Below are 21,929 nucleotides of genomic sequence, written 5' to 3' on the forward strand. Positions count from 1 at the left end.
CGTGGTGTGGAGCCTAGACACCTCCACCACACCGGAGGTCTTCGCCATGATCAAGACCCAGCACTGTTAACAACGCTCGTGATCAATACACCTAGCCCCGCTTCAAGCCCAGGACCTCCGTTGCCGCGAAGGTCTCGCTCGGGGGGCAAGACGCGTAGTACGGGGAGAGGAGCTCGTCGAGCTCCTCGTAGGAGAAGGTGTCCTTCGCCGAGTCGAACTTGGCCGCCACCCGCGGCCGTTCCACCACCGCCACCATCCCCCCGTGCACCACAAGCAGCTGCCCGGTGACCCCGGCCGCGGCCGGGGACGCCAGATAGCCGACCAGTGGGGAGACGTGCTCAGGTGCGAGCGGGTCGACCTGGTCCTCGTCCGGTTCGCCGCCCCTCTCGATTGCTGGAATGGCGGCGAAGACGTCCTCCGTCATACGGGTACGGGCCCGCGGGCAGATCGCGTTGGCCGTGACGCCGTACTTGCCGAGGGCCAGCGCCGTCGACGTCGTCAGACCGACGATGCCGCCCTTCGCCGCCGCGTAGTTCGGCTGACCCGCCGAGCCCGCCAGGAACGCCTCCGACGAGGTGTTGATGACGCGCCCGTACACCGGACCACCCGCCGCCTTGGAGCGTTCGCGCCAGTGGACCGACGCGAAGTGGGTCGTGTTGAAGTGGCCCTTGAGGTGGACGCGGATCACCGAGTCCCACTCGTCCTCGCTCATCGAGAAGACCATCCGGTCCCGCAGGATCCCCGCGTTGTTGACCAGGATGTCGAGCTTGCCGTACGTGCCGGTCGCCATGTCGACGAGGGCGCGGGCCGACTCGAAGTCCGAGACGTCGCCCAGGTGCGCCACCGCCTCACCGCCCGCGGCGCGGATCTCGGCCACGACCGCCTCCGCGGGCGCGGCCGACGCCTCGCCGGAGCCGTCCCGGCCGGGGCGGCCGTAGTCGTTGACGACGACGCTCGCGCCGAGCCTGGCGAGTTCCAGCGCCTCGGCCCGGCCCAGACCGCGGCCCGCGCCCGTGACGATCGCGGACAGGCCCTCAAGTGGGAGTGACATACGAGCGGGTCCTCCTCAGATCTCGATGCAGGTACGCAGCGCCTCGCCCGTACGCATCTGGGTCAGCGCCTCGTTGATCTCCGCCAGCTGCACCCGGTGGGTGATCAGCGACTCCAGGTCGATCCGGCCCGCCCGCCACAGCGCGATGGCCCGTTCGTACGAGCGGAGCACGTCCCCGCCGCCGTACATCGACGGCAGGATCCGCTTCTCGTCGAAGAACAGCTCGAACATGTTGAGCTGCAGGAAGTCGTCCATCGCGCCCGCGCCGACGATGCACAGCGTGCCGCCGCGCCGCGTCGTGTCGTACGCCGTCCTGGCCGTCGCCGACTTGCCGACGACCTCGAAGACGTAGTCGAAGCCCTCGCCGCCGGTGATCCGCTGCTTGGCGTCGGCGAGTTCGTCCGGCGAGACCGCCTCGGTCGCGCCGAAGCGCAGCGCCGCCTCGCGCCGTGAGGCCACCGGGTCGACGGCGACGATCTGGGCCGCGCCCTGCACCCGGGCGCCCTGGATCGCGGAGATGCCGACGCCGCCGCAGCCGATGACGGCGACCGACGAACCGGCCTCCACCCGGGCGGTGTTGATGGCCGCGCCGAGCCCGGTGGTCACACCGCAGCCGATGAGCGCGGCGATCTCGTACGGCACGTCGTCCGGTATCGGCACGGCGCAGCCCGCGTCGACCACGACCTCCTCCGTGAACGTGCCGGTACCGGCGAAGCCGAAGACGTCCCCTCCGGGACGCTTGAAGTTGGGGGTACCGGCGTTCATGAAGCCGGCCAGACAGAGCTGGGACTGGCCGCGCTTGCAGGCCGGGCAGGTGCCGCACGCGGGCAGCCAGCACATCAGCACCCGGTCGCCCTGCTGGAGGCCGCCGACCCCGTCGCCGATGTCGATGATCTCGCCCGCGCCCTCGTGGCCCGGGATGAAGGGCGCGGGCTGCGGAAGCACGCCGCTCATCGCGGAGACGTCCGAGTGGCACAGCCCGGTCGCCCTGACGCGGATCTTCACCTTGCCGGGGCCGAAGCCCACCGCCTCGACGTCGTCGAGGACGTCGAGCTTGTCCTGGCCGATCTCGTGCAGTACGGCTGCGCGCATGGTGCGGCTCCAATCAGGAATGTTCGACGATGGTGTCGGCGAGCACCGGGGCGTCGTTCCTCTCGACGGCCGTCACCGACACCTGGATGCGGCCTTCCCCGGTCCACATCCGGATGCGCAGGGTCTCCCCCGGGAAGACCACCCCCGCGAAGCGTGTGCTGTACGAGCGGACGCGCGTGACGTCCCCGTCGAGGAGCGTGTCGACGACGGCCTTGAGCGTCATGCCGTACGAGCAGAGGCCGTGCAGGATCGGCCTGTCGAAGCCCGCGAGCTTGGCGAACTCCGGGTCGGCGTGCAGCGGGTTCCAGTCGCCGGAGAGCCGGTAGAGGAGCGCCTGGTCCTCGCGGACGGCCCGCTCGACGATCGTGTCGGGCTCGCGTTCCGGCTGCTCCACGCGCGCCGACGGCCCGCGCTCGCCGCCGAAGCCGCCCTCGCCGCGTACGAAGATCTGGGCGTCGCTCGTCCACAGCGGCCCGTCCTCGTCGGCGGCCTCGGAACGGATTACGAGGACGGCGGCCTTGCCCTTGTCGTAGACGGCCGCGACGCGCGATGTGCTGGTGGCCCGTCCCTTGACGGGGATCGGGCGGTGGAGCGTGATCGTCTGGCCTCCGTGCAGTACGGCGGCGAGGTCGACGTCGATGCCGGGGGCGGAGAGGCCGCCGACGACGCCCATGCCCGCGCCCGCGACGGTGGCGAAGCTGGGCAGGACGTGGAGCCGGGACTCCAGGGTGTAGCGCAGCTCGTCGGGGCCGGTGGCCGGGACCCCCGCGCCGATGCCGAGGTGGTAGAGCTGGATGTCCTTGTGGTCCCAGGTGATCTCGGCGCTGCGTGGCTCGGCCGCGATCGCCTTGGCGGCATCGATGGGCATGAGGATGCTGCTCCTACGACGGTTGAGGAGTGGAAGACCTCGGTGCGGCCGTCCGCACCGTCGGCCGCACCGAGGCCGTACGGGACCGGCCGCCCCCGCGTCCATCGGTCCTTCTAGAACGCGTTCTAGGCCGGTTGGACCCTATGTATAACGCACCCCCCATGACTTGTGAAGGCTCCTGACGCTACGTCAGATCACTGTGTCGGCCCGCTCACCCAGGACATTTGTCACCGCCGGATCCGTACACGCGCATCTGCCGGGACCCGGGGTCCGCTCCGTAGCGTCGTGGCCATGACGCAGACAGCAGTCCACTTCGCCGGGACGGCCAAGTCCTTCGGTCCCGTACGGGCCGTGGCCGGCATCGACCTCGCCATCCGGCGCGGCGAGACCGTCGCCCTCCTCGGCCGCAACGGCGCGGGCAAGTCCACCACCATCGGCCTGCTCCTCGGCCTGGACGAGCCCGACGCGGGACAGGTCCGCCTCTTCGGCGAGGCCCCGTCCGCCGCCGTCCGCGCCGGCCGGGTCGGCGCGATGCTCCAGGAGGGCCGACAGGTCCCCCGGGTCACCGTCCGCGAGCTGGTCGGCTTCGTCGCCCGCACCTATCCGGACCCGCTGCCCGTCGCCGAGGCGTTGGAGCTCGCAGGGCTCGGCGAGGTCGCCGACCGCCGAGTCGACCGGCTTTCCGGCGGCCAGGCCCAGCGCGTCCGCTTCGCCGTCGCGCTCGCCGGCGCTCCCGAGCTGATCGTCCTCGACGAGCCGACCGCCGCCCTCGACGTCGAGGCCCGCCACGCCTTCTGGGCCTCCATGCGCTCCTACGCCCGCCGCGGCAACACCGTGCTGTTCTCCACGCACTATCTGGAGGAGGCCGACGCCCACGCCGACCGGATCGTCGTCATCGACCACGGCCGGATCGTCGCCGACGGCACCGGCGAGGAACTCAGGCGCGCGGCCGGCGGAAACCTCGTCTCCTTCGACCTCGCCGGCCGCTCCACGGAGGGGCTGCACCTGCTGCCGGGCGTCGTGTCGGTCGAGGTGCGCGGGGACCGGGCCCGGCTGCGTACGGACGACTCGGACGCCACGGTCGTCGCACTCGTCGGACTCGGCGCCGCCCGCGGCCTCGAAGTCGCCCCCGTCTCGCTCGACGACGCCTTCCTCGCCCTGACCGCCGCTTCCGAAGGCCTGGAGACCGTCCGATGATTGCCGCATACGTGAAACTGGAAGTCCGTCGCACCCTGCGCGACACCGGCTTCGTCGTCTTCGGTGTCGGGATGCCGGTGCTGATGTATCTGCTGTTCACCAACCTCGGCACCGACGACCACGAGTGGAGGACCGCCTCGATGGTCGGCATGGCGGCGTACGGTGCGCTGGGCGCCGCCCTGTCCACCGGGACCGGCGTCGCCGAGGACAAGTCCATCGGCTGGCTGCGGCAGTTGCGGATCACACCGATGAGCCCGCGCCAGGTGGTCACCGGACGGGCCCTCACCGGCTCGGTGATCGTCCTGCCCTCCATCGCGGCGGTGCTTGCGGCGGGCGGTCTGGTCAACGGCGTACGCATGGGCGTCTGGCAGTGGGCGGCGGTCGCCGTCGCGCTCTGGCTGGGCGCGCTCCCCTTCACCCTGCTCGGCATCGGCAACGGCTACCGGCTCTCCGCCCAGACCACGGGCGTCGTCAACGTGGCCTGCAACCTCGGGCTCGCGGTCGTCGGCGGACTCTGGTTCCCGGTGGAGCTGTTCCCCGGCTGGCTGCGCCGTCTGTCCGCTTACACCCCGGCCAACCGCTTCGCCGAGCTGGGCCGTGCCATGACCGACGGCAGCGCGCCCGGGCTCACCGCCGTGGCCGTGCTCGCCTTCTGGGCGCTGCTGTTCGGCTCGTACGCGGTGGTCTCGTACCGTCGGTCGGCGAGGACGTCATGACGGGGGCGGCGATGGGCTGGGTGGGCAGGCAGTGCACCACGCGGATGGAGGCGTGGAAGGCCGACTGGCGGGCGAAGAAGGCGAAGGCCGACCGGAAGGTGCAGAGGTCTTTCGAAAAGACCGCGAGGCGGAGGGGACGGGCTCCCGAGGAGATCGGCCCGCCGGGCGGCTTCGCGCTGCTGCCCTGGCTGCTGATGGGCATGGGCGCGGTCTCCAACCTCCTCCAGGGCAAGACCCCGAACCCCTGGATCGGCGGCCTCGGCCTGCTCGTCTTCAACTCCCTCTACATCGCGGTGGTGTTCCGGGCCTTCGACCGGCGCAAACGGGAGACCGCCGCCACCTGGGCCGCGCTGGTCGTGATGGGCCTGATCACCTTCGGGCTCGCGATCGGGTACGGCGGCGGGTGGCTGATGTTCTTCACGCTGCTCAGCCTCGCCTGCGGGGCGGTCCTGCGGGGACGGGCCCTCACCTTCGTGGTGCTGCCCCTGGCGGTGGCCGCCGGTGCCGTCGGCACCTTCCACGAGGGCTGGAGCGGGATATCGATCGCGTACGGCACCTTCATCTCCGGGATGATCACCGCGGCGATCCTCGCGCTCTCCGAGACGGTCAAGGAACTGCGCGCCACGCGTGAGGAGCTGGCCCGGGCCGCCGTCGAGCAGGAACGGCTCCGCTTCTCCCGCGATCTGCACGACCTGCTCGGACACACCCTCTCGGTGGTGGTCGTCAAGTCCGAGGCCGCGCGCCGCCTCGCGCCCCGCGACCTGGACGCGGCACTCGCCCAGGTCGCCGACATCGAGGCGGTCGGACGCCAGGCCCTCACCGAGATCCGCGAAGCGGTCACCGGCTACCGGGAGGGCAGCCTGGCCACCGAGCTCGACCGGGCCCGCGACGCCCTGTCGACCGCGGGCGTCGAACCGGTCGTGCGCCGGTCGGGGCCGCCCCTGGAGTCGCACACCGAGGCGCTGCTGAGCTGGGTGGTGCGCGAGTCCGTCACCAACGTCGTACGGCACTCCGCTGCCTCGCGCTGCGAGATCGAGGTGAGCGGCGCGCCCGAACGGGTCCGGCTGGTGGTCACGGACGACGGGCGCGGCGGCGCCGGCGCACCGGGGAGTGGGCCAGGTAGTGGGCTCAAGGGCCTTGCCGAGCGTGTCGCCGCGGCAGGCGGCACTCTGGACTCGGGCCCGGCGGCACGCGGCGGGTTCCGGGTGACCGCGGAACTCCCGGTGGAGAGCCCGGCCCCGAGAGAGTGGGAGCGAGCAGAATGATCAGAGTCCTTCTCGCCGAGGACCAGGGCATGATGCGCGGCGCCCTCGCCCTGCTGCTCGGCATGGAGGAGGACATCGAGGTCGTCGCCCAGGTGGGGCGCGGGGACGAGATCGTCTCCGCCGCGCTGACGGCACGGCCCGATGTGGCGCTCCTGGACATCGAACTGCCCGGGCTCAGCGGCCTGGACGCCGCCGCGGAGCTGCGGGACGAGGTGCCGGACTGCCGGGTGCTCATCCTGACGACGTTCGGCCGGCCGGGGTATCTGCGCCGGGCGATGGAGGCCGGGGCGGCGGGCTTCCTCGTCAAGGACGGGCCCGTGGAGGAGCTGGCGGAGGCGATCCGGGCGGTGCTGCGCGGCGAGCGGGTCATCGACCCGGCGCTCGCGGCGGCGGCGCTGAGCGCAGGGCCGAGTCCGCTGACGCCGCGTGAGCGGGAGGTGCTGAACGCGGCGGTGGACGGGGCGACGGTCGCGGACATCGCCGCGAGGTTGCACCTGTCGGAGTCGACCGTACGGAACTATCTGTCGGCGGCGATCGGCAAGACGGGTACGCGCAACCGCATGGAGGCGGTGCGTGCGGCCCGCCGCGCGGGCTGGCTCTGAGGGGCGGCGCCCCTCACCCCTGCCCGGCCCGCCGGCCCTGGCTTCCCGGTACCGCGGGGTGGGCCGGGATGTCCGTCGTGTGCCCGGTACCGCCGGGTGGGCCAGGGTGTCCGTCGTGTGCACCCGGTACCGCCGGGTGGGCCGGTGTGTCCGTCCTCAAACGCCGGACGGGCTGGGTGGTCGGGGGTGCCCAGGACCTGGCGGTTGCCGTCCGGGTCCACTCCGGGGCTCGTATCCGGGACGGCATGATTTACGGCGCGCGCCACCCCGGACCCACCAGTCATCGCCCATGCCGCGCGCCACAAATCACGCTTTAGTGTCCCGAACACGACCCCTGCGCGTCCCCGGGCGTGGTGAACGGTGGGGGCTCGCCCCGGTGGGCATGGTTTCCACCCCCCGACCTGCAGTCGGCGGGCGACCCGGGGCGGGGCCGTGCAGGGTCGCCCCCGCAGGAAATCGGGCGGTGGTACCGGACGACGCCGTACCCACCGATTTCCGAGGAGGCGAGCCCGGAGGGGCACCGCACCACCACCCACCCACAGCAGCCGCACCAAGCCCGTCCGGCGCTTGAGGACGGACACACCGGACGCCCACCCGGCACCGCGCACACCGCACCCCGCACCGCCGGAGGCACCCCGCACAGGCCCCGGGCACGGCGTCGCCCCCGGTCAGGCGCGACGCCCACCGTCCCCCGGCAACCACAACAGCATCATCAGCACCCCGCCCACCAAAATGCCCGCCCCCGTCCTGAACGCCAGCGCGTAACCCGCGGTCAGGGCCGAGGGGTCCGTCGCCCCGCCCGTCCTCGCCGCCGCGACCGTCGACAGGACGGCGAGCCCGAGCGCGCCGCCCATCACGCGCGAGGTGTTGATCAGCCCGGAGACGAGGCCCGCGTCGCCCGGCGCGGCACCGGACGTGGCGAGGGCGGCGAGCGGCGTCCCCGCAAAACCCGCGCCGGCCATCATCACGATGCCGGGCAGCATGATCGCGGTCACGTACGAGCCGTGCGCGTCCATCGTGGACTGCCAGCCGAAGCCGGCCGCGGACACCAGCACGCCGAGCACGGCGACATTGCGGGCGCCGACGACGGGCATCACCCGCGGGGCGAGCTTGGAGCCGAGGATCACGGCGAGCGAGCTGGGCATCAGGGCGAGCCCGGCGGCCAGCGGGCTGTAGCCGAGGACGTTCTGGGCGTACAGCGTCATGAAGAACCACATGCAGAACATGGCGGCGCCACAGCTGAACATCGCCGCGTTCGCCGCCGACACCGACCGCGTCCGGAACAGTTTCAGCGGCATCAGGGGCGTGTTCGCCCGCGCCTCGACCGCCACGAAGACCCCGAGCAGCGCGAGCCCGGCGCCCAGGGGGACGAGCGTCGCGGGGGCGGTCCAGCCCTCCCGCTCGGTCTGCACGATGCCGTACGCGAGGGTCGCGAGGCCCGCCGTCACGAGCACCGCGCCCGGCAGGTCGAGCCGCCGCCGCTCCCCCGCCCGGCTCTCCGCGAGCCACCAGGCGCCCAGGACGATCACCAGCGCGCCGACGGGCACATTGATCAGCAGCGTCCAGCGCCAGGAGAAGGCGTCGGTCAGCACCCCGCCGACCAGCCCGCCCGCCGCGCCGCCGCCCGCGCCGACCGCGGTCCAGGTGGCGATGGCACGCGCACGGGCCGGGCCCTCCGGCACGGCCGAGGTGAGCAGCGTCAGCGTCGACGGGGCGAGCACCGCGGCGCCCAGGCCCTGCCCGGCCCGCGCGGCGAGCAGTTGCCAGCCCTCCTGGGCGAGCCCGCCCGCGAGGGACGCGGCGGTGAAGAGTCCGAGCCCCACCAGGAACATCCGCTTGCGCCCGAAAAGATCCCCGGCCCGCCCGCCGAGCAGCATGAACCCGGCGAAGGCGATCGAGTACGCGTTGACCACCCACTGCAGTCCGACGGCGCTGAGCCCCAGGTCGGCCCGCATCGACGGCAACGCGGTGTTGACCACGGACACGTCGAGGACGACGAGGAACTGCCCGGCACAGGCGGCCAGTACGACGGCCCACATACGCGTGGCACGGCGGTCCGGAGCGGTTATCCGGGGGTCTGCTGTGTCTGACGGGGCTGAGACCATGACCGTCATGGTCTCAGGCACCTGACGGCCCGTACATCCGGATTTCGATGTACGGACCGCAGGACCGGGGGTCCTAGGACGCGGCCTAGGACTTGCGCAGTACGGTCACGACCGCCGCCCCACCGAGCCCGATGTTGTGCGCAAGAGCGGCCCGGGCACCGGGCACCTGCCGGTCCCCCGCCTCGCCGCGCAGCTGCCAGGTCAGCTCGGCGGCCTGGGCCAGGCCGGTCGCGCCCAGCGGATGCCCCTTGGAGATCAGCCCGCCGGACGGGTTGACCACCCATCGGCCGCCGTACGTCGTCGCCCCGGACTCGACGAGCTTGCCCGACTCGCCGTCCGCGCACATGCCGAGCGCCTCGTACGTGAGCAGTTCGTTGACCGAGAAGCAGTCGTGCAGCTCGATGACGTCGATGTCCTCGATGCCGAGGCCGGACGCCTCGTACGCCTGTCGGGCCGCCGCCCGTGACATCGGCCGGCCGACGACGTCGATGCAGGAGCCGGAGGCGAAGGAGTCGGCGGTGTCGGTGGTCATGGCCTGTCCGGCGATCTCGACGGCCTTGTCGTGCAGTCCGTGTTGGACCACGAACCGCTCGGAGACGACGACGGCCGCCGCGGCCCCGTCGGAGGTCGGCGAGCACTGGAGCCGGGTGAGCGGCTGGTGGATGGGTTTGGCGGCGAGGATCTCGTCGATGTCGTAGATGTCCTGGAACTGGGCGTTCGGGTTGTTCGCCGAGTGCCGGTGGTTCTTGGCGGCGACGGCGGCGAGCTGGCGCGTGGTGGTGCCGTGGCGCTCCATGTGTTCGCGGGCCGCGTTGCCGAAGATCTGGGCGGTGGGCGGGGTCATCTCGAAGCCGTGGGCGGCGGCCATGATCCCGTAGTGCCGGGCCACAGGTGACGTCGTGAAGTCGCCTCCGTCCGCTCCTCCTCCGAGCGCGCCTTTCTTCATCTTCTCGAAGCCGAGCGCGAGCACGCAGTCGCTGACGCCGCCCGCGACGAACTGCCGGGCCATCATGAGCGCCGTCGAGCCGGTCGCGCAGTTGTTGTTGACGTTGTAGACGGGGACTCCGGTGAGGCCGAGTTCGTACGCGGCGCGCTGGCCGGCCGTCGAGGCCTGGAAGCAGTAGCCGACGGGGACCTGCTGGACGCGCTCGTACGGGATCCCCGCGTCGGCGAGTGCGGCGCTGCCCGCCTCCTTGGCCATGTCCCAGTACTGCCAGTCCCGTGACTCGGGCTTCTCGAACTTCGTCATGCCGACACCGACGATGTAGCTCTTCATGTCTTCGGGGCTCCTTCAGTCAGTCTCGCGGCAGGCCGAGGATGCGCTCGGCGACGACATTGAGCTGGACCTGGGTGGTGCCGCCCGCGATCGTCAGACAGCGGGACATCAGCAGTCCGTGCACGGCCCGTTCGCCCGCGCCCTCGCGGACGGCCCCCGCCGGTCCGAGGAGTTCGAGGGCGAGTTCGGCGACCTTCTGCTGGTGCGGGGTCTGGACGAGCTTGCGTACGGAGGCGCCGGGGCCCGGCTCCATGCCGTCGACCTGCTGCAGGGTCGTGCGCAGTCCGATGCAGGCGAGGGCGTGCGCCTCGGCGGTGAGCGCGCCGATACGGGCCCGACAGGTGTCGTCGAGGCCGGGCGCCTGGGCGATCAGTTCCTCCAGGCCGGTGTCGAAGGTCAACTGGTCGGCCATGTGGACGCGTTCGTTGCCGAGGGTGTGGCGGGCCACCCGCCAGCCGTCGTTCACCTCGCCGACGACGGCGTCGGCGGGGAGCAGCGCCCCGTCGAAGTACACCTCGTTGAAGAGGGACTCGCCGGTGATCTCCTTCAGCGGGCGGATGTCGATGCCGTCCGTGGCCTTCATGTCGACGAGGAAGTAGGTGAGGCCCTGGTGCTTCGGGGCCTCGGCGTCGGTACGGGCGAGGAGGATGCCGAAGTCGGCCCACTGGGCGGCGCTCGTCCACACCTTCTGGCCGGTGATCCGCCAGCCTTCCGCGGTGCGTTCCGCCTTCGTGCGCAGCGATGCGAGGTCGGACCCGGCGCCGGGCTCGGAGAAGAGCTGGCACCACAGCACCTCGCCGCGCAGGGTGGGGCCGAGGAAGCGGTCCTGCTGGTCCTGGGTGCCGTATGCCATGAGGGAGGGCACCACCCAGGTCGCGATGCCCAGGTCGGCGACCTTCACCCCTGCTGCCCGCAGCTCCTGCTGGACGGCGAGCTGCTGGAGGGGCCCGGCGCCGAGGCCGTACGGGGGCGGGAGGTGCGGGGCCGCGTAGCCGGTGGGGGCGAGGGCGCGACGGGCGGCGCCGGGGTCGAGGCCGCGGGCGGGGGCGATGGCGTCGCGGGCCTGTGCGCGGTACGGCTCGGCCTCGGGCGGGAGTTCCAGGCGGAGCTCGCGGCGGGCGCCCTCCGCCGCGAGCCGGACCGCCTGGAGCCGGTGGGTGTCGCCGGGTCCGAGGAGCTGGCGGGCGACGACGGCCCGGCGGAGGTGGAGATGGGCGTCGTGCTCCCAGGTGAAGCCGATGCCGCCGAGGATCTGGATGCAGTCCTTGGCGCAGCTGTACGCGGCGTCGAGGGCGGCGGATGCGGCGAGCGCGGCGGTAAGGCTACGGACCCGCGGGGCGTCGTCGGCCGCCCGCGCCGCGTCCCAGGTCAGGGCCCGCGCCTGCTCGACGCGTACGAGCATGTCCGCGCACAGGTGCTTGACCGCCTGGAACTGCCCGATGGGGCGCCCGAACTGCTCGCGCACCTTGGCGTACTCGGTGGCCGTGTGCAGCGCCCATGCCGCGGTCCCGCAGGCTTCGGCGGCGAACAGGACGGCGGCGAGGTCCCCTACGAGTCCGGGGTCGACGTCGAGGAGGCGGTCCGCCGGGACGGTGACGGCATGCGCGGTGACCTCGGCGGTGGGCCGGGTCGGGTCGGCGCTCTCGTGTCCGCGTATCGACAGGTCCGTCGCGTCCACGGCGAACCAGCCGCCAGGAGCCGCGAGGACGAGCAGATCGGCGTGCCCGGCGCCGAGCACGGGCGGCGCGGTCCCGTCGAGGCGGTGTCCGCCGCCGTCCGGAGCCGCTGTGAGTGTCCCGGCCCCGAGGGCGACGGCCCCGATGCGCCGCCCGTCCGCGAGCGGCCCCGCCAGATCGCCGCGCCCGGCACGGGCCAGCACGGCGGAGGCGAGCACGCTCGGCAGATACGGCCCGGGCAGCGCGGCCCGCCCGGTCTCCTCCAGGACGACCGCGAGGTCGATGAGCGTGCCGCCCCCGCCGCCGTACACCTCGGGCAGATGCAGCCCGAGCAACCCCTGCTCGACCGCCCGGTCCCAGTACCCGGGCCGGCCCCCGGTCCCGCCGCCGGGCGCGTCGAGCAGCTTCCGTACGGCTTCGGGCGGCACGGCCCGCGCGAGCCGGCGGCGTACGGAGTCCGCCAACTCGCGCTGCTCCTGGGTGATTCCGATGCTTCCGCTCCCCATGCGCGGCAGACTAGAACACGTTTCAATCTGACGGAAGGTCAGAAGCCGCAGGGATCAGTGGGCGGCGGGCGCACCGCCCATCACCCGGAGCATCCCCGGCCCGCCGGTGCGCACGAAGCGCACGACGAACGCCGCCGCGAGCAGCAGGAAGGCGATGTTGAGCCAGGTCGTGTAGTTCCAGGACACCCCTTCGTCGGGGATCCTCGCGTCCGAGTGGTCCGGGATGATCCCGAGGGCGCCGAAGACGACCTCGACGGCGTAGGCGGCGACGACGATGGCGACGTAGAACGTGGCGAGGATGAACGCGGCCATCCGCGCCCCGTAGTACTTCCGGTAGATGTTCAGGATCGGCACGATCAGCAGGTCGGCGAAGATGAAGGCGATCACCCCTCCGAAGCTGATCCCGCCCTTCCACAGCACCACGGCGAGCGGCACGTTGCCGACCGAGCAGACGAACGACGCGATGGCGACGAGCGGCCCGATCAGCGGCCCCCAGAGCTTCGCGGCCAGCGGATGCCCCTCGAAGAAGAACGCGCTCCAGAAGGAGTCCGGCACCCAGGCGGCGACCGCCCCGGCGATCAGCAGGCCCAGGACGAGGTCACGCAGGATCGCCGCCCACTCCATGACGAAGACATGGGCCGTGGCGGTGAAGCCCGCGCGGGACAGCAGCCGCTGCCAGAAGGAGCCCTCGCTCGGGATGGACATGTCCATGGCCGCGTGGCCCTCCATGGAGCCCGCCAGCCCGCGTTCGGCCTGCTCGCGCGCCTGCCTCAGCAGGCTTTCACGCAGGAACAGCCGGAACAGCACCGCCAGCACGACGATCATGATCGGGCCACCGGTGAACTCGGCCGCGGTGAACTGCCACCCCATCAGCAGCGCCAGGATCACGCCCAGCTCGACGACGAGATTGGTCGACGCGATCTCGAAGGCCATCGCCGCTGTGAAGTTCGCACCCTTGCGGAAGAGCGAGCGCGCGAGGGCTACGGCCGCGTAAGAGCATGACGACGAGGCGATGCCGAGCCCGGCCGCGACAGTCAGGCTGTGGGGGCTGTCGTCGCCGAGGAGTGACACGACGGTGGACTTGCGGACGACTGCCTGCACGACGGCGGACAGCGTGAAGCCCAGGATCAGGGCCCAGGTGATCTCCCAGGCCATGGACCCGGCGAGGGCCAGGGCGTGCAGTACGGCGTCCATGGGCCCCAGCCTCGCCGTACGGGATCACGCCGTACGGGATCGCCACGCCGCCCGCCGACACGGACGCCACCGCGCGTCCACCCGGTGATGGGTGCGCGGCAAGACGGTGCGGTTCGAGTGCGACGCCAGGGACCGAGCCGCCTACGATGTGAACCGCCCAGACACGTGTACGAGCCGGAGGAACTCCATGGCTGCCGCCCCCGCCGCCCCCAAGCCGGAGGTCCTCGCCGCCTTCGAGGCCGCCAAGGGCTTCATGCCCGTACGGGAGGGGCTCGCCCTGTACGCGGCGGCCGCCGAGGCGGGGGCGCTCGGGCTCCCCCTCCTTGAGGTCGGGACGTACTGCGGGCGGTCCACCATCCTGCTCGCGGACGCCGCCCGCGAGGCCGGGACCGTCGCCGTCACCGTCGATCACCACCGGGGCAGCGAGGAGCAGCAGCCTGGCTGGGAGTACCACGACCCGACGGTCGTGGACCCGGAGGTGGGCCGGATGGACACGCTGCCGGCCTTCCGTCGCACCCTGCACAAGGCCGGCCTGGAGGACCACGTGATCGCGGTCGTCGGGCGGTCGCCGCAGGTCGCGCGGGTGTGGGGCCGGGAGGTCGGGCTGGTCTTCATCGACGGCGGGCACACCGACGAGCACGCCACGAACGACTACGAGGGCTGGGCCCCGCACATCGCCGAGGGCGGCCTCCTCGTCATCCACGACGTGTTCCCGGACCCGGTGGACGAATGGACCGGCCAGGCTCCGTACCGGATCTACCTCAGGGCGCTGGAGTCCGGCGCGTTCACGGAGGTCTCGGTGACGGACTCGCTGCGTGTCCTGCGTCGCACGGGGCCGGGGTTCTGACCCGGTCCGACTAGCATCGCGACGTGCCGACCAACGTGCCGACCGACGGGACGACGAACGTGCCGTACGACCAGAACAGGCGCCGCCCCGCCCGTGGTGGCGCCCGCTTCGCCGTTGCCGGGCTGGCGGTGGCCTGCCTGGCCGGATGCGCCGGGGTGGGGAGTCCGTCGACGACGCGGCCCACCTCCGGCACGCCGGCCGCACCGAGCACATCGGCCACGTCCGACGACGTCCCGCCGGGCAGCCCCCCGGCCGGACAGGCCGCGTCGGGCCGCCCTCTCGCCGGAAAGGTCGTCGTCGTCGACCCCGGCCACAACCCCGGTAACTTCCGGCACACCCGCGAGATCGCCAAGCTCGTGGACATCGGAACAAACAGCAAGGAATGCGACACCACGGGCACGTCCACCAATGACGGTTACACCGAGGCAGAATTCACCCTCGATGTTTCACACCGTCTTCGCACCCTGCTGGAGAAACAGGGAGCAACGGTCCGATTCACCCAGGACAACGACCGCCCCTTCGGCCCGTGCGTGGACGAACGCGCCCGCATCGGGAACAAGGCCGCCGCGGACGCCGTGATCTCCGTGCACGCGGACGGCTCCGCGACCGGGAACCGCGGGTTCCATGTGATCCTCCCCGCCCTGGTGAAGGACGGCGCCGCCGACACCTCGAAGATCGTCGGTCCGTCGCGCGGGCTCGGCGAGCGCATCGCGGGGGCGTTCACCGCCGCCACCGGCAGCGCGCCCTCCAACTATGTAGGAAAGAACACCGGGTTGGACGTGCGCGACGACCTCGGCGGCCTGAACCTGTCCACCGTTCCCAAGGTGTTCATCGAATGCGGCAACATGCGTGACGCGAAGGACGCGAAGCTGCTCAAGAGCCCGGCATGGCGGCAGAAGGCGGCGCAGGGCATCGCGGACGGCATCAGCATGTACCTGAAGGGGTAGTTGCGGGCAGGCGACGATGCATCCGTACGATGGTGCCGCCCCCGAGCTTCGCGCTGTGCACCGCCGACCGGCGGCACCGACGACCGCCCCGACGAGACGCAACGGACTAAGGACCTACACGTGAACATCCGCTCCCTCACTCGAGGCGATGGCGTGGTGATCGGAGCAGCGGTGGTGCTGTTCATCGCCTCGTTCCTCAGCCTCGCCAGCGTCGATTGCCCGACCGGCATCGACTGCTCGAACTTCGAACGGGCCAACGCCTGGGACTCGCTGGGCCTCCTGATGAGCATGTTCCTCTCCGGGATCATCGGGGCCGCGCTGATCGTGGTCGGCCGCGGCATGCCGGGGCGTAAGGTCGCGGGCCTCGACCTCGGCCAGTTCGGTGTGGCGTTCTCCGTCTTCTCGCTGTGGACGGCGTTCTGGACGATCATCGACATGGATGCGGACGCGGGCGCCGGCATGATCCTCGGCCTGCTCTCCACCATCGTGCTCGCCGCCGCGGCCATCGCCTCCCCGCTCGTCCCCGCCCTCAAGGCGCCGCTCCTCCCCGCCCCGCGCCCGCAGGCCCCGCAGCCGTACGGTGCGCAGCCGCAGGGCGGTTACGGCTACCCGGGCGCCCAGCAGCAGCCGTACGGCATGCAGCCGGGACAGCCGGGTCAGCCGGGTCAGCCGCAGCCGTACGGTGGCCACCCGCAGCAGGGCGCCCAGCCCGGTCAGCCCCAGCCCCAGCCGCAGCAGGGCGGGCCCGCCCCGGCAGGGGACTTCGCGCCGTTCTGGTTCGCGGTGCCGGTGGCCCGGCCGCTGTTCGCCGAGGACGGCTCCCCGACGCCGATCGCCGAGCTCGCGCCCGGCACCTGGTACCTCGCGGTCGAGCAGCGCGGTCCCGGCCTGGTGGCCCAGACGCAGGACGGCCGGCGCGGTGTCCTCCAGGACACGTCCGGCATCCAGCGCGGCTGACGCTCACGCGCATAGCGGCCCCTCGCCCTTCCGGGCGGGGGGCCGTTGCCGTACAGTCGCCCCCCGGCAATGAACTGACGGTCCGTCAGCGAAGGAGCGGGGCATGCGGCTCGGACTCGCACTCGGCTACTGGGGGCGCGGCCCGAACCCCGCCCACCTCGACCTCGCCCGTGAGGCCGAGCACCTCGGCTACGACTCGGTCTGGACCGCCGAGGCCTGGGGCTCCGACGCCTTCACCCCGCTGACCTGGATCGCCGCCCACACGTCCCGTATCAAGCTGGGCACGGCGGTCGCCCAGATGGCCGCCCGCACCCCCACCGCCACGGCGATGCACGCGCTCACCCTCGACCATCTCTCGGGCGGGCGGATGATGCTCGGCCTCGGGCTGTCGGGACCGCAGGTGGTGGAGGGGTGGTACGGCCGCCCGTTCCCGCAGAGCCCGCTGACGGCGACCCGGGAGTACGTGGACGTCATCCGCCAGGTCCTGCGTCGCGAGGCCCCCGTGGAGCTCGCCGGCCGCTTCCACACGCACCCGTACGCCGGCGAGGACGGCATCGGCCTCGGCAAGCCGCTCAAGCCGATCACCCATCCCCTCCGCGCCGACCTGCCCGTCCTGCTCGGCGCGGAAGGGCCGAAGAACATCGCCCAGACGACCCGGATCGCCGACGGCTGGCTCCCGCTGTACTGGTCCCCGCTCCGGACGGACGTCTACCAGGCGTCGCTGACCGACACCCCCGCCAACTTCATGATCGCGCCGATGGCACGGGCCGCCGTCTGCGACGACGTCGCCGAAGGACTGCTGCCGGTCAAGGCGATGCTCGGTTTCTACATCGGCGGCATGGGCCACTCCGCCCGCAACTTCCATGCCGACCTGATGGCACGGATGGGGTACGAGGACGAAGCCCGGCACATCCAGCGGCTGTTCGCCGACGGCCGGCGCGAGGAGGCGGTGCTCGCGGTCCCGGACGCCTTCGCCGACGAGATCTCGCTCGTAGGCCCGCGCGAACGCATCGCCGAACGCCTGGAGTTGTGGCGCAAGGGCCCGGTGACGGACCTTCTGGTCACCGCCCCGGACCCCCACACCCTGCGCGTACTGGCGGAGCTGAACGCCTAGGTCCTGTCCGGTCGATCAGGCCGGATCAGTGAGCGGGGTCCGGTGCCGTACATCGCAAGGCGGAGGTGAGGGTCCCCCGCCGAAGGCAGGGGGAGAAATCGACGCGGTGGGGGCACCTCCCGTGCCCGAAGGGCTACGGGGGAGTCGGTGACCGACGACAACGCAGCGAGGTGCGGACGCATCCGGATTCGAGATCGGCCCAACAGCGAATGCCTGATCGAGCCTGCCGTGGCAGCCGCCGATTACCGTCGCGGGGCTGTGTTCGACAGGATGGGTGCCATGACCGAGATCCGCACGCCCCGCCTCATCCTCCGCCGCTGGACCGACGACGACCTTGTCCCCATGGCCGAGATCAATGCGGATCCCGCGGTCATGCGCTGGATCGACGACGGTTCGGTCCGGAACCTGGAACAGACGGCCGAGGACATCGAGCGGTGGGAGGAGGAGTGGGACGAGGAGGGCTTCGGACTCTTCGCCGTCGAGCTCATTGCCTCCGGCGAGCTGATCGGCTTCGCGGGTCTGTCCGTCCCGGAGTACCTGCCGGAGGTGCTGCCCGCCGTGGAGATCGGCTGGCGCCTCGGAAGGCCGTTCTGGGGCCAGGGATACGCCTCCGAAGCCGCCCACGCCGCCCTGGAGTTCGCGCTTCAGGACCGTGGACTGGACAGGGTCATCGGCATCGCCCACATCAGCAACGTCGCCTCCGAGAACGTCATGCGCAAGCTCGGCATGGCGCCGGAGCGCGAGACGACGCATCCGGTTTACGGCGTGCCGCTGCGTGTCCACGCCATCGACCTCACCGAATTCCTTGGGTGACCCGCTGCGCCGGGGCGCCGGAGCGCCGCCGGACCTTCAGGCCCCCGCCGCCACCATGTCGACCAGCAGTTCCACCCGTGCCCGGTGCTCATGCGGGCGCAGTCGGCTGCCCTCGGTGAGCGCGGCCAGGCCCTGCAGAGCGCTCCAGACCACCTCGGTGAGCGTCTCCGCGTCGGAGTCGCGGTCGGCGGCAAACGGCTCGACCGCGCTGAGGAGTTCACCGAAGGCCGCCTTCAGTGGGGCGCGTGAGGCCTCGCCGCCGAACTCGACGTCGGCAGCGCCGGACCCTCGGCTGGGTGGTGCTCATCGACGCCGTCATACCGCTCGGTGACGCGCTCGCGGTCGTCACCCATGGCGGCACGGTCACCACGGCGCTGAGCGTTCATGTATCGGCGGCCGCCATCGTCGTACTGACCGCCGTCCTGCTGCTGACCGAGGGCCGCACGCGCACGACGCATCAGCCGCTCTCGCCCTCCGTGGGCGTCCCGTCCGCCGATTAGGCCGGGGCAGCACCACCGACTCTCACTCCCCCCCGCAAACCTTGCCGGTCAAGGCGCTAGCCGCCGCTGAGCTGCGAGGCCGACGGCACCTTGTCCTTCACCTCGGCGCCCGCGCTCTGGCCCGCGTCCTTGACCTGGCTGATGACGTTCTCGAAGGCACCGATGTCGGCATCGCCCGCCTGGCCGTTGCGGAGTTTGGCACTGAGGCCCTTCAGCGACTCGATGCCGGCCGTGATCGGCGCGATCGCCTTCGAGAGCAGCGGATCGCCCTTGGCGTTGTTCGACGCGGCCTTGAGCCTGTTGTACGCGAACGTGGCTGCGAGGCCCGCCTTCACGAGGGCGAGCTTCTGGCCCTCCGCGCCCTTCTTGAACTTGCCCGCGCGGTACGGCTTGACGATCCACTGGTACGTCGCACCCGCCGCAAGACCCGCGTTGGCCACGAAGCGGGCCTTGGCGTACTTCTGCTTCTCCGCCGAGCTGGTGGGCGTGGCCGAACCGCCCGCTTGGGCGGCACCGCCGCCGCAGGCAGTGGCGGTGCCGAGCAGCGCGCAGCAGAGCAGCAACGCAAGGGCCGTGCGGCGTATCGGACCCGGAGTGGGCATGGCAGACCTCCCTGACCTCCCCGAGGCTTCTCGCGCCAGCGTCACCCGGGAGGGGCCGTTCCGCCACTCGGGCGACCCGGTACGGGTTTGGTTCAACGCGAAACGGCAAGCCGATGCTTATGTCCTTTCGCCAACGCAGTGGAAGTCACCAGGCGGCGACGGTCATCACTGTTGTCGCCGATGTCATGGCCGTCATCCTCGGCCTGTGGATCCTTATGTACGTGCTGGACGCGAACCGGGCCAACGACCTGGTGATGTTCGTCCAGGACGTCGCCGGCTGGCTGGCCGGCTGGTCGCACGACCTGTTCACGTTCGACGAGGCATGGGCGCGGGTCGTGGCAGGCTACGGCCTCGCCGCCGTCGTCTACCTCGTCGTCGGCCACACCCTGGCCGGCCGCCTGCGCCGGCACTGACTGCCCGCGCCCGGGTGCGCTCCGGGGGAAGCGACGGCTCCCGAGCCGGCGCCGCGCCAAGGGCCACACGGCCCATCCCCGAATCCACCCCCGCGACAGGCGGTTTCAGGGCGCAGCCCGTCCAGCCCTCGTCGGATTCGGGGGCGGGGCGGGTGCAGCCCGTCCAGCCTCCCGCCGGGGCGCAGCGCCGGCTCAGGTCCGGATCAGCCCGTGCGGCTGCGGCGGTTCGGGGGGCGTCCGCCCCCCGAAGTGTTCACGCGCAGCAGTCGGGCTCGAGCCCGCGCGGCAGGCGCTCCCCGCCGAACACCGCCGTCGTCGCCTCGTCTCCCCCCAGCGCAGCCACGGCCAGCAGCAGGGACCCCGCCGTCCAGGTGGTGAGTTCCTCGGGCCAGACGGCCCGGTTGCCCTCGAAGACGTAGCCCGTCCAGTACATGCCGTCTTCGGCGCGCAGGTGCTGGATCGACTGGAGGATCTCCAGCGCCCGGTCGGACTCGCCCATCGCCCAGAGCGCGAGCGCCAGTTCGCAGCTCTCGCCGCCCGTCACCCACGGGTTCGGCAGCACGCACCGCACGCCGAGCCCGGGGACCACGAACGCGTCCCAGTACTCCTCGATCCGCGCCTTCGCCTCGGCGCCCGTGAGCGCGCCGCCGAGGACCGGGTAGTACCAGTCCATCGAGTAGCGGGACTTGTCGAGGAACCGCTCCGGGTGGCTGCGTATCGCATGGGCGAGCGCGCCCGTGGCCAGCTCCCAGTCGGGCTGCGGCTCCTCGCGCTCCTCGGCGATCGCGAGGGCGCAGCGCAGGGCGTGGTGGATCGACGAGTTGCCTGTCAGCAGGGCGTCCTCGACGGGCGTGTCCCCGTCCTCGGGGGACTCGCGCTTCCAGCCGACCTGGCCGCCCGGCTGCTGCAGGCGCAGCACGAACTCGATCGCGGCGTAGACCGTCGGCCACATCCGGTCCAGGAACGCGTCGTCGCCGGTGGCGAGGTAGTGGTGCCAGACGCCGACGGCTATGTACGCGCAGAAGTTGCTCTCGCGGCCGCGGTCCGTCGGCTCGTCGGCGTTGCCGTCGTGGTACGCGGCGTACCAGGACCCGTCCGCGAGCTGGTGCCGCGCCAGCCAGTCGTACGCGCGGGCCGCGGCGGCGTGCTCGCCGGCCGCGTCCAGCGCCATGGCCGCCTCCGTGTGGTCCCACGGGTCGAGGTGGTGCCCGCGGAACCAGGGGATCGCCCCGTCCTCACGCTGGACACCGAGGATCCCGGCGACGGTCTCGGCGGCCTGCTCCGCGGTGAGGACCCCGGGCAGGACGAGGTGCTCAGTACTCCCCCTGGCTTCGCCGGGGGCACCCCCGGTGAAGGTCACGCGCCCACCTTCGGCGTGTGCGGCTTGGTCGCGTACGCCACGAAGCTCTTGCCGACAACCGGGTTGAGCGCCTGCTCGGCGAGCCGGGTGACCAGGGGCTTCTTCATGATGTCCCAGACCAGCAGCTTGTGGTACGCGCGGACCGGCAGCGCCTTGTCGTTGTCGACGCCGAACGCGCACTTCAGCCACCAGTACGGGGAGTGCAGCGCGTGCGCGTGGTGCGTGCCGTACGGCTTGAGGCCCGCCTCGCGCATCTTCGCGAGCAGCTCGTCGGCCTTGTAGATACGGATGTGTCCGCCCTCGACCTCGTGGTACGCGTCCGACAGCGCCCAGCAGATCTTCTCGGGGCCGTAGCGCGGGACGGTGACGGCGATCCGGCCGCCCGGCTTGAGCACCCGGACCATCTCGGCGAGCACGCCCTTGTCGTCCGGGATGTGCTCCATCACCTCGGAGATGATCACGACGTCGAACGACTCGTCGGGGAAGGGGAGGTTCAGCGCGTCCCCCTCCATCGCGGTGGCGCTCGCGCCCTCGGGGGCCTCCCCGGCCTCCTTCATCGCCGCGAACCACTTGGCGACCTCGCGGATCTCCTCGCCGTTGCGGTCCAGGGCGACGACCTGCGCGCCGCGCCGGTAGCACTCGAACGCGTGCCGCCCGGCCCCACAGCCCAGGTCGAGCACGCGGTCGCCCGGGGCGAGCGGGAAGCGGGAGAAGTCGACGGTCAGCACGGGCCCGGCCTTTCCGAATGGTTGACGGCGCTCTGACGAGAGGCGCCCCTTGCTGTGTTCGCGGACCTCTGGTCCACACCTCCCGGGGCCGCGGAGCGGC

At 71.9% G+C, this 21,929-nt stretch carries 21 protein-coding genes; 11 read left to right on the plus strand and 10 right to left on the minus strand.

Annotated features, from left to right (window positions below; translation table 11 throughout):
- Positions 1 to 91: 91 nt before the first annotated feature.
- From ACWCXB_RS33180 to ACWCXB_RS33190, 3 genes are read right to left on the minus strand one after another with little or no spacing between them, the layout of a single operon-like run.
- Positions 92 to 1,051 carry a 3-oxoacyl-ACP reductase gene (locus ACWCXB_RS33180; RefSeq protein WP_450727626.1) on the minus strand — a complete coding sequence of 320 codons (960 nt, stop codon included), beginning with the start codon at positions 1,049 to 1,051 and terminating at the stop codon, positions 92 to 94.
- 15 nt (positions 1,052 to 1,066) lie between these two features.
- A complete protein-coding gene (locus tag ACWCXB_RS33185; RefSeq protein ID WP_450727628.1) occupies positions 1,067 to 2,143 on the minus strand; it encodes a Zn-dependent alcohol dehydrogenase in 1,077 nt (358 codons plus the stop codon).
- Between the two features lie 13 nt (positions 2,144 to 2,156).
- Positions 2,157 to 3,011, minus strand: coding sequence for a MaoC/PaaZ C-terminal domain-containing protein (locus ACWCXB_RS33190; RefSeq protein WP_450727630.1), 855 nt, complete (start codon positions 3,009 to 3,011; stop codon positions 2,157 to 2,159).
- A gap of 291 nt (positions 3,012 to 3,302) precedes the next feature.
- Here ACWCXB_RS33190 and ACWCXB_RS33195 point away from each other — a divergent pair, with 291 nt between their 5' ends.
- From ACWCXB_RS33195 to ACWCXB_RS33210, 4 genes are read left to right on the plus strand one after another with little or no spacing between them, the layout of a single operon-like run.
- Complete coding sequence (locus ACWCXB_RS33195; protein ID WP_450727632.1) at positions 3,303 to 4,208, plus strand: ABC transporter ATP-binding protein; 906 nt, start codon at positions 3,303 to 3,305, stop codon at positions 4,206 to 4,208.
- On the plus strand, positions 4,205 to 4,924 hold the full coding sequence (locus ACWCXB_RS33200; RefSeq protein ID WP_450727634.1) for an ABC transporter permease: 720 nt from the start codon (positions 4,205 to 4,207) through the stop codon (positions 4,922 to 4,924). The genes ACWCXB_RS33195 and ACWCXB_RS33200 overlap by 4 nt, the downstream gene beginning before the upstream one ends.
- On the plus strand, positions 4,921 to 6,189 hold the full coding sequence (locus ACWCXB_RS33205) for a histidine kinase (protein WP_450727636.1): 1,269 nt from the start codon (positions 4,921 to 4,923) through the stop codon (positions 6,187 to 6,189). Before ACWCXB_RS33200 ends, ACWCXB_RS33205 begins: the two co-directional genes overlap by 4 nt.
- The gene (locus ACWCXB_RS33210) at positions 6,186 to 6,791 is read left to right on the plus strand and encodes a response regulator (protein ID WP_450727638.1); all 606 of its coding nucleotides are present in this window, start codon (positions 6,186 to 6,188) and stop codon (positions 6,789 to 6,791) included. Before ACWCXB_RS33205 ends, ACWCXB_RS33210 begins: the two co-directional genes overlap by 4 nt.
- Positions 6,792 to 7,459: 668 nt before the next feature.
- Here ACWCXB_RS33210 and ACWCXB_RS33215 read toward each other — a convergent pair.
- The 4 genes from ACWCXB_RS33215 to ACWCXB_RS33230 form a co-directional block, all read right to left on the minus strand.
- Positions 7,460 to 8,905, minus strand: a complete 1,446-nt coding sequence (locus ACWCXB_RS33215; RefSeq protein WP_450727640.1) for an MFS transporter — start codon at positions 8,903 to 8,905, stop codon at positions 7,460 to 7,462.
- Positions 8,906 to 8,981: 76 nt separating this feature from the next.
- Complete coding sequence (locus ACWCXB_RS33220; RefSeq protein ID WP_450727642.1) at positions 8,982 to 10,172, minus strand: lipid-transfer protein; 1,191 nt, start codon at positions 10,170 to 10,172, stop codon at positions 8,982 to 8,984.
- 19 nt (positions 10,173 to 10,191) lie between these two features.
- Positions 10,192 to 12,354: an acyl-CoA dehydrogenase gene (locus ACWCXB_RS33225; RefSeq protein ID WP_450727644.1), complete on the minus strand. Its 2,163-nt coding sequence runs from the start codon at positions 12,352 to 12,354 to the stop codon at positions 10,192 to 10,194.
- A 54-nt stretch (positions 12,355 to 12,408) separates the two neighbouring features.
- The gene (locus ACWCXB_RS33230; protein ID WP_450727645.1) at positions 12,409 to 13,548 is read right to left on the minus strand and encodes a permease; all 1,140 of its coding nucleotides are present in this window, start codon (positions 13,546 to 13,548) and stop codon (positions 12,409 to 12,411) included.
- Positions 13,549 to 13,735: 187 nt separating this feature from the next.
- On the opposite strand from ACWCXB_RS33230, the gene ACWCXB_RS33235 reads away from it, so the two are divergent.
- The 6 genes from ACWCXB_RS33235 (at position 13,736) to ACWCXB_RS33260 (ending at position 18,726) form a co-directional block, all read left to right on the plus strand.
- Positions 13,736 to 14,395, plus strand: a complete 660-nt coding sequence (locus ACWCXB_RS33235) for a class I SAM-dependent methyltransferase (protein WP_450727647.1) — start codon at positions 13,736 to 13,738, stop codon at positions 14,393 to 14,395.
- Between the two features lie 59 nt (positions 14,396 to 14,454).
- Positions 14,455 to 15,342, plus strand: a complete 888-nt coding sequence (locus tag ACWCXB_RS33240) for an N-acetylmuramoyl-L-alanine amidase (RefSeq protein ID WP_450727702.1) — start codon at positions 14,455 to 14,457, stop codon at positions 15,340 to 15,342.
- Positions 15,343 to 15,462: 120 nt separating this feature from the next.
- The gene (locus ACWCXB_RS33245) at positions 15,463 to 16,299 is read left to right on the plus strand and encodes a hypothetical protein (RefSeq protein WP_450727649.1); all 837 of its coding nucleotides are present in this window, start codon (positions 15,463 to 15,465) and stop codon (positions 16,297 to 16,299) included.
- Positions 16,300 to 16,402: 103 nt separating this feature from the next.
- Entirely contained in the window at positions 16,403 to 17,413 is a 1,011-nt protein-coding gene (locus ACWCXB_RS33250; protein WP_450727651.1) for an LLM class F420-dependent oxidoreductase, read from the plus strand.
- A gap of 279 nt (positions 17,414 to 17,692) precedes the next feature.
- Positions 17,693 to 18,226: a GNAT family N-acetyltransferase gene (locus ACWCXB_RS33255; protein ID WP_450727653.1), complete on the plus strand. Its 534-nt coding sequence runs from the start codon at positions 17,693 to 17,695 to the stop codon at positions 18,224 to 18,226.
- Between the two features lie 245 nt (positions 18,227 to 18,471).
- Positions 18,472 to 18,726, plus strand: coding sequence for a DUF4267 domain-containing protein (locus ACWCXB_RS33260; RefSeq protein WP_450727655.1), 255 nt, complete (start codon positions 18,472 to 18,474; stop codon positions 18,724 to 18,726).
- Between the two features lie 56 nt (positions 18,727 to 18,782).
- Here ACWCXB_RS33260 and ACWCXB_RS33265 read toward each other — a convergent pair whose 3' ends face one another.
- A complete protein-coding gene (locus ACWCXB_RS33265; protein ID WP_450727657.1) occupies positions 18,783 to 19,328 on the minus strand; it encodes a hypothetical protein in 546 nt (181 codons plus the stop codon).
- Positions 19,329 to 19,447: 119 nt separating this feature from the next.
- On the opposite strand from ACWCXB_RS33265, the gene ACWCXB_RS33270 reads away from it, so the two are divergent.
- Positions 19,448 to 19,741, plus strand: a complete 294-nt coding sequence (locus tag ACWCXB_RS33270) for a hypothetical protein (RefSeq protein WP_450727659.1) — start codon at positions 19,448 to 19,450, stop codon at positions 19,739 to 19,741.
- 253 nt (positions 19,742 to 19,994) lie between these two features.
- On the opposite strand, the gene ACWCXB_RS33275 is transcribed toward ACWCXB_RS33270, so the two are convergent.
- Both ACWCXB_RS33275 and ACWCXB_RS33280 read right to left on the minus strand, forming a co-directional pair.
- Positions 19,995 to 21,101 carry a prenyltransferase gene (locus ACWCXB_RS33275; RefSeq protein ID WP_450727660.1) on the minus strand — a complete coding sequence of 369 codons (1,107 nt, stop codon included), beginning with the start codon at positions 21,099 to 21,101 and terminating at the stop codon, positions 19,995 to 19,997.
- Positions 21,098 to 21,829: a class I SAM-dependent methyltransferase gene (locus ACWCXB_RS33280; RefSeq protein WP_450727662.1), complete on the minus strand. Its 732-nt coding sequence runs from the start codon at positions 21,827 to 21,829 to the stop codon at positions 21,098 to 21,100. The genes ACWCXB_RS33275 and ACWCXB_RS33280 overlap by 4 nt, the downstream gene beginning before the upstream one ends.
- Positions 21,830 to 21,929 lie beyond the last annotated feature (100 nt).

The sequence above is a fragment of the Streptomyces sp. NPDC001514 genome (genome assembly GCF_053597075.1).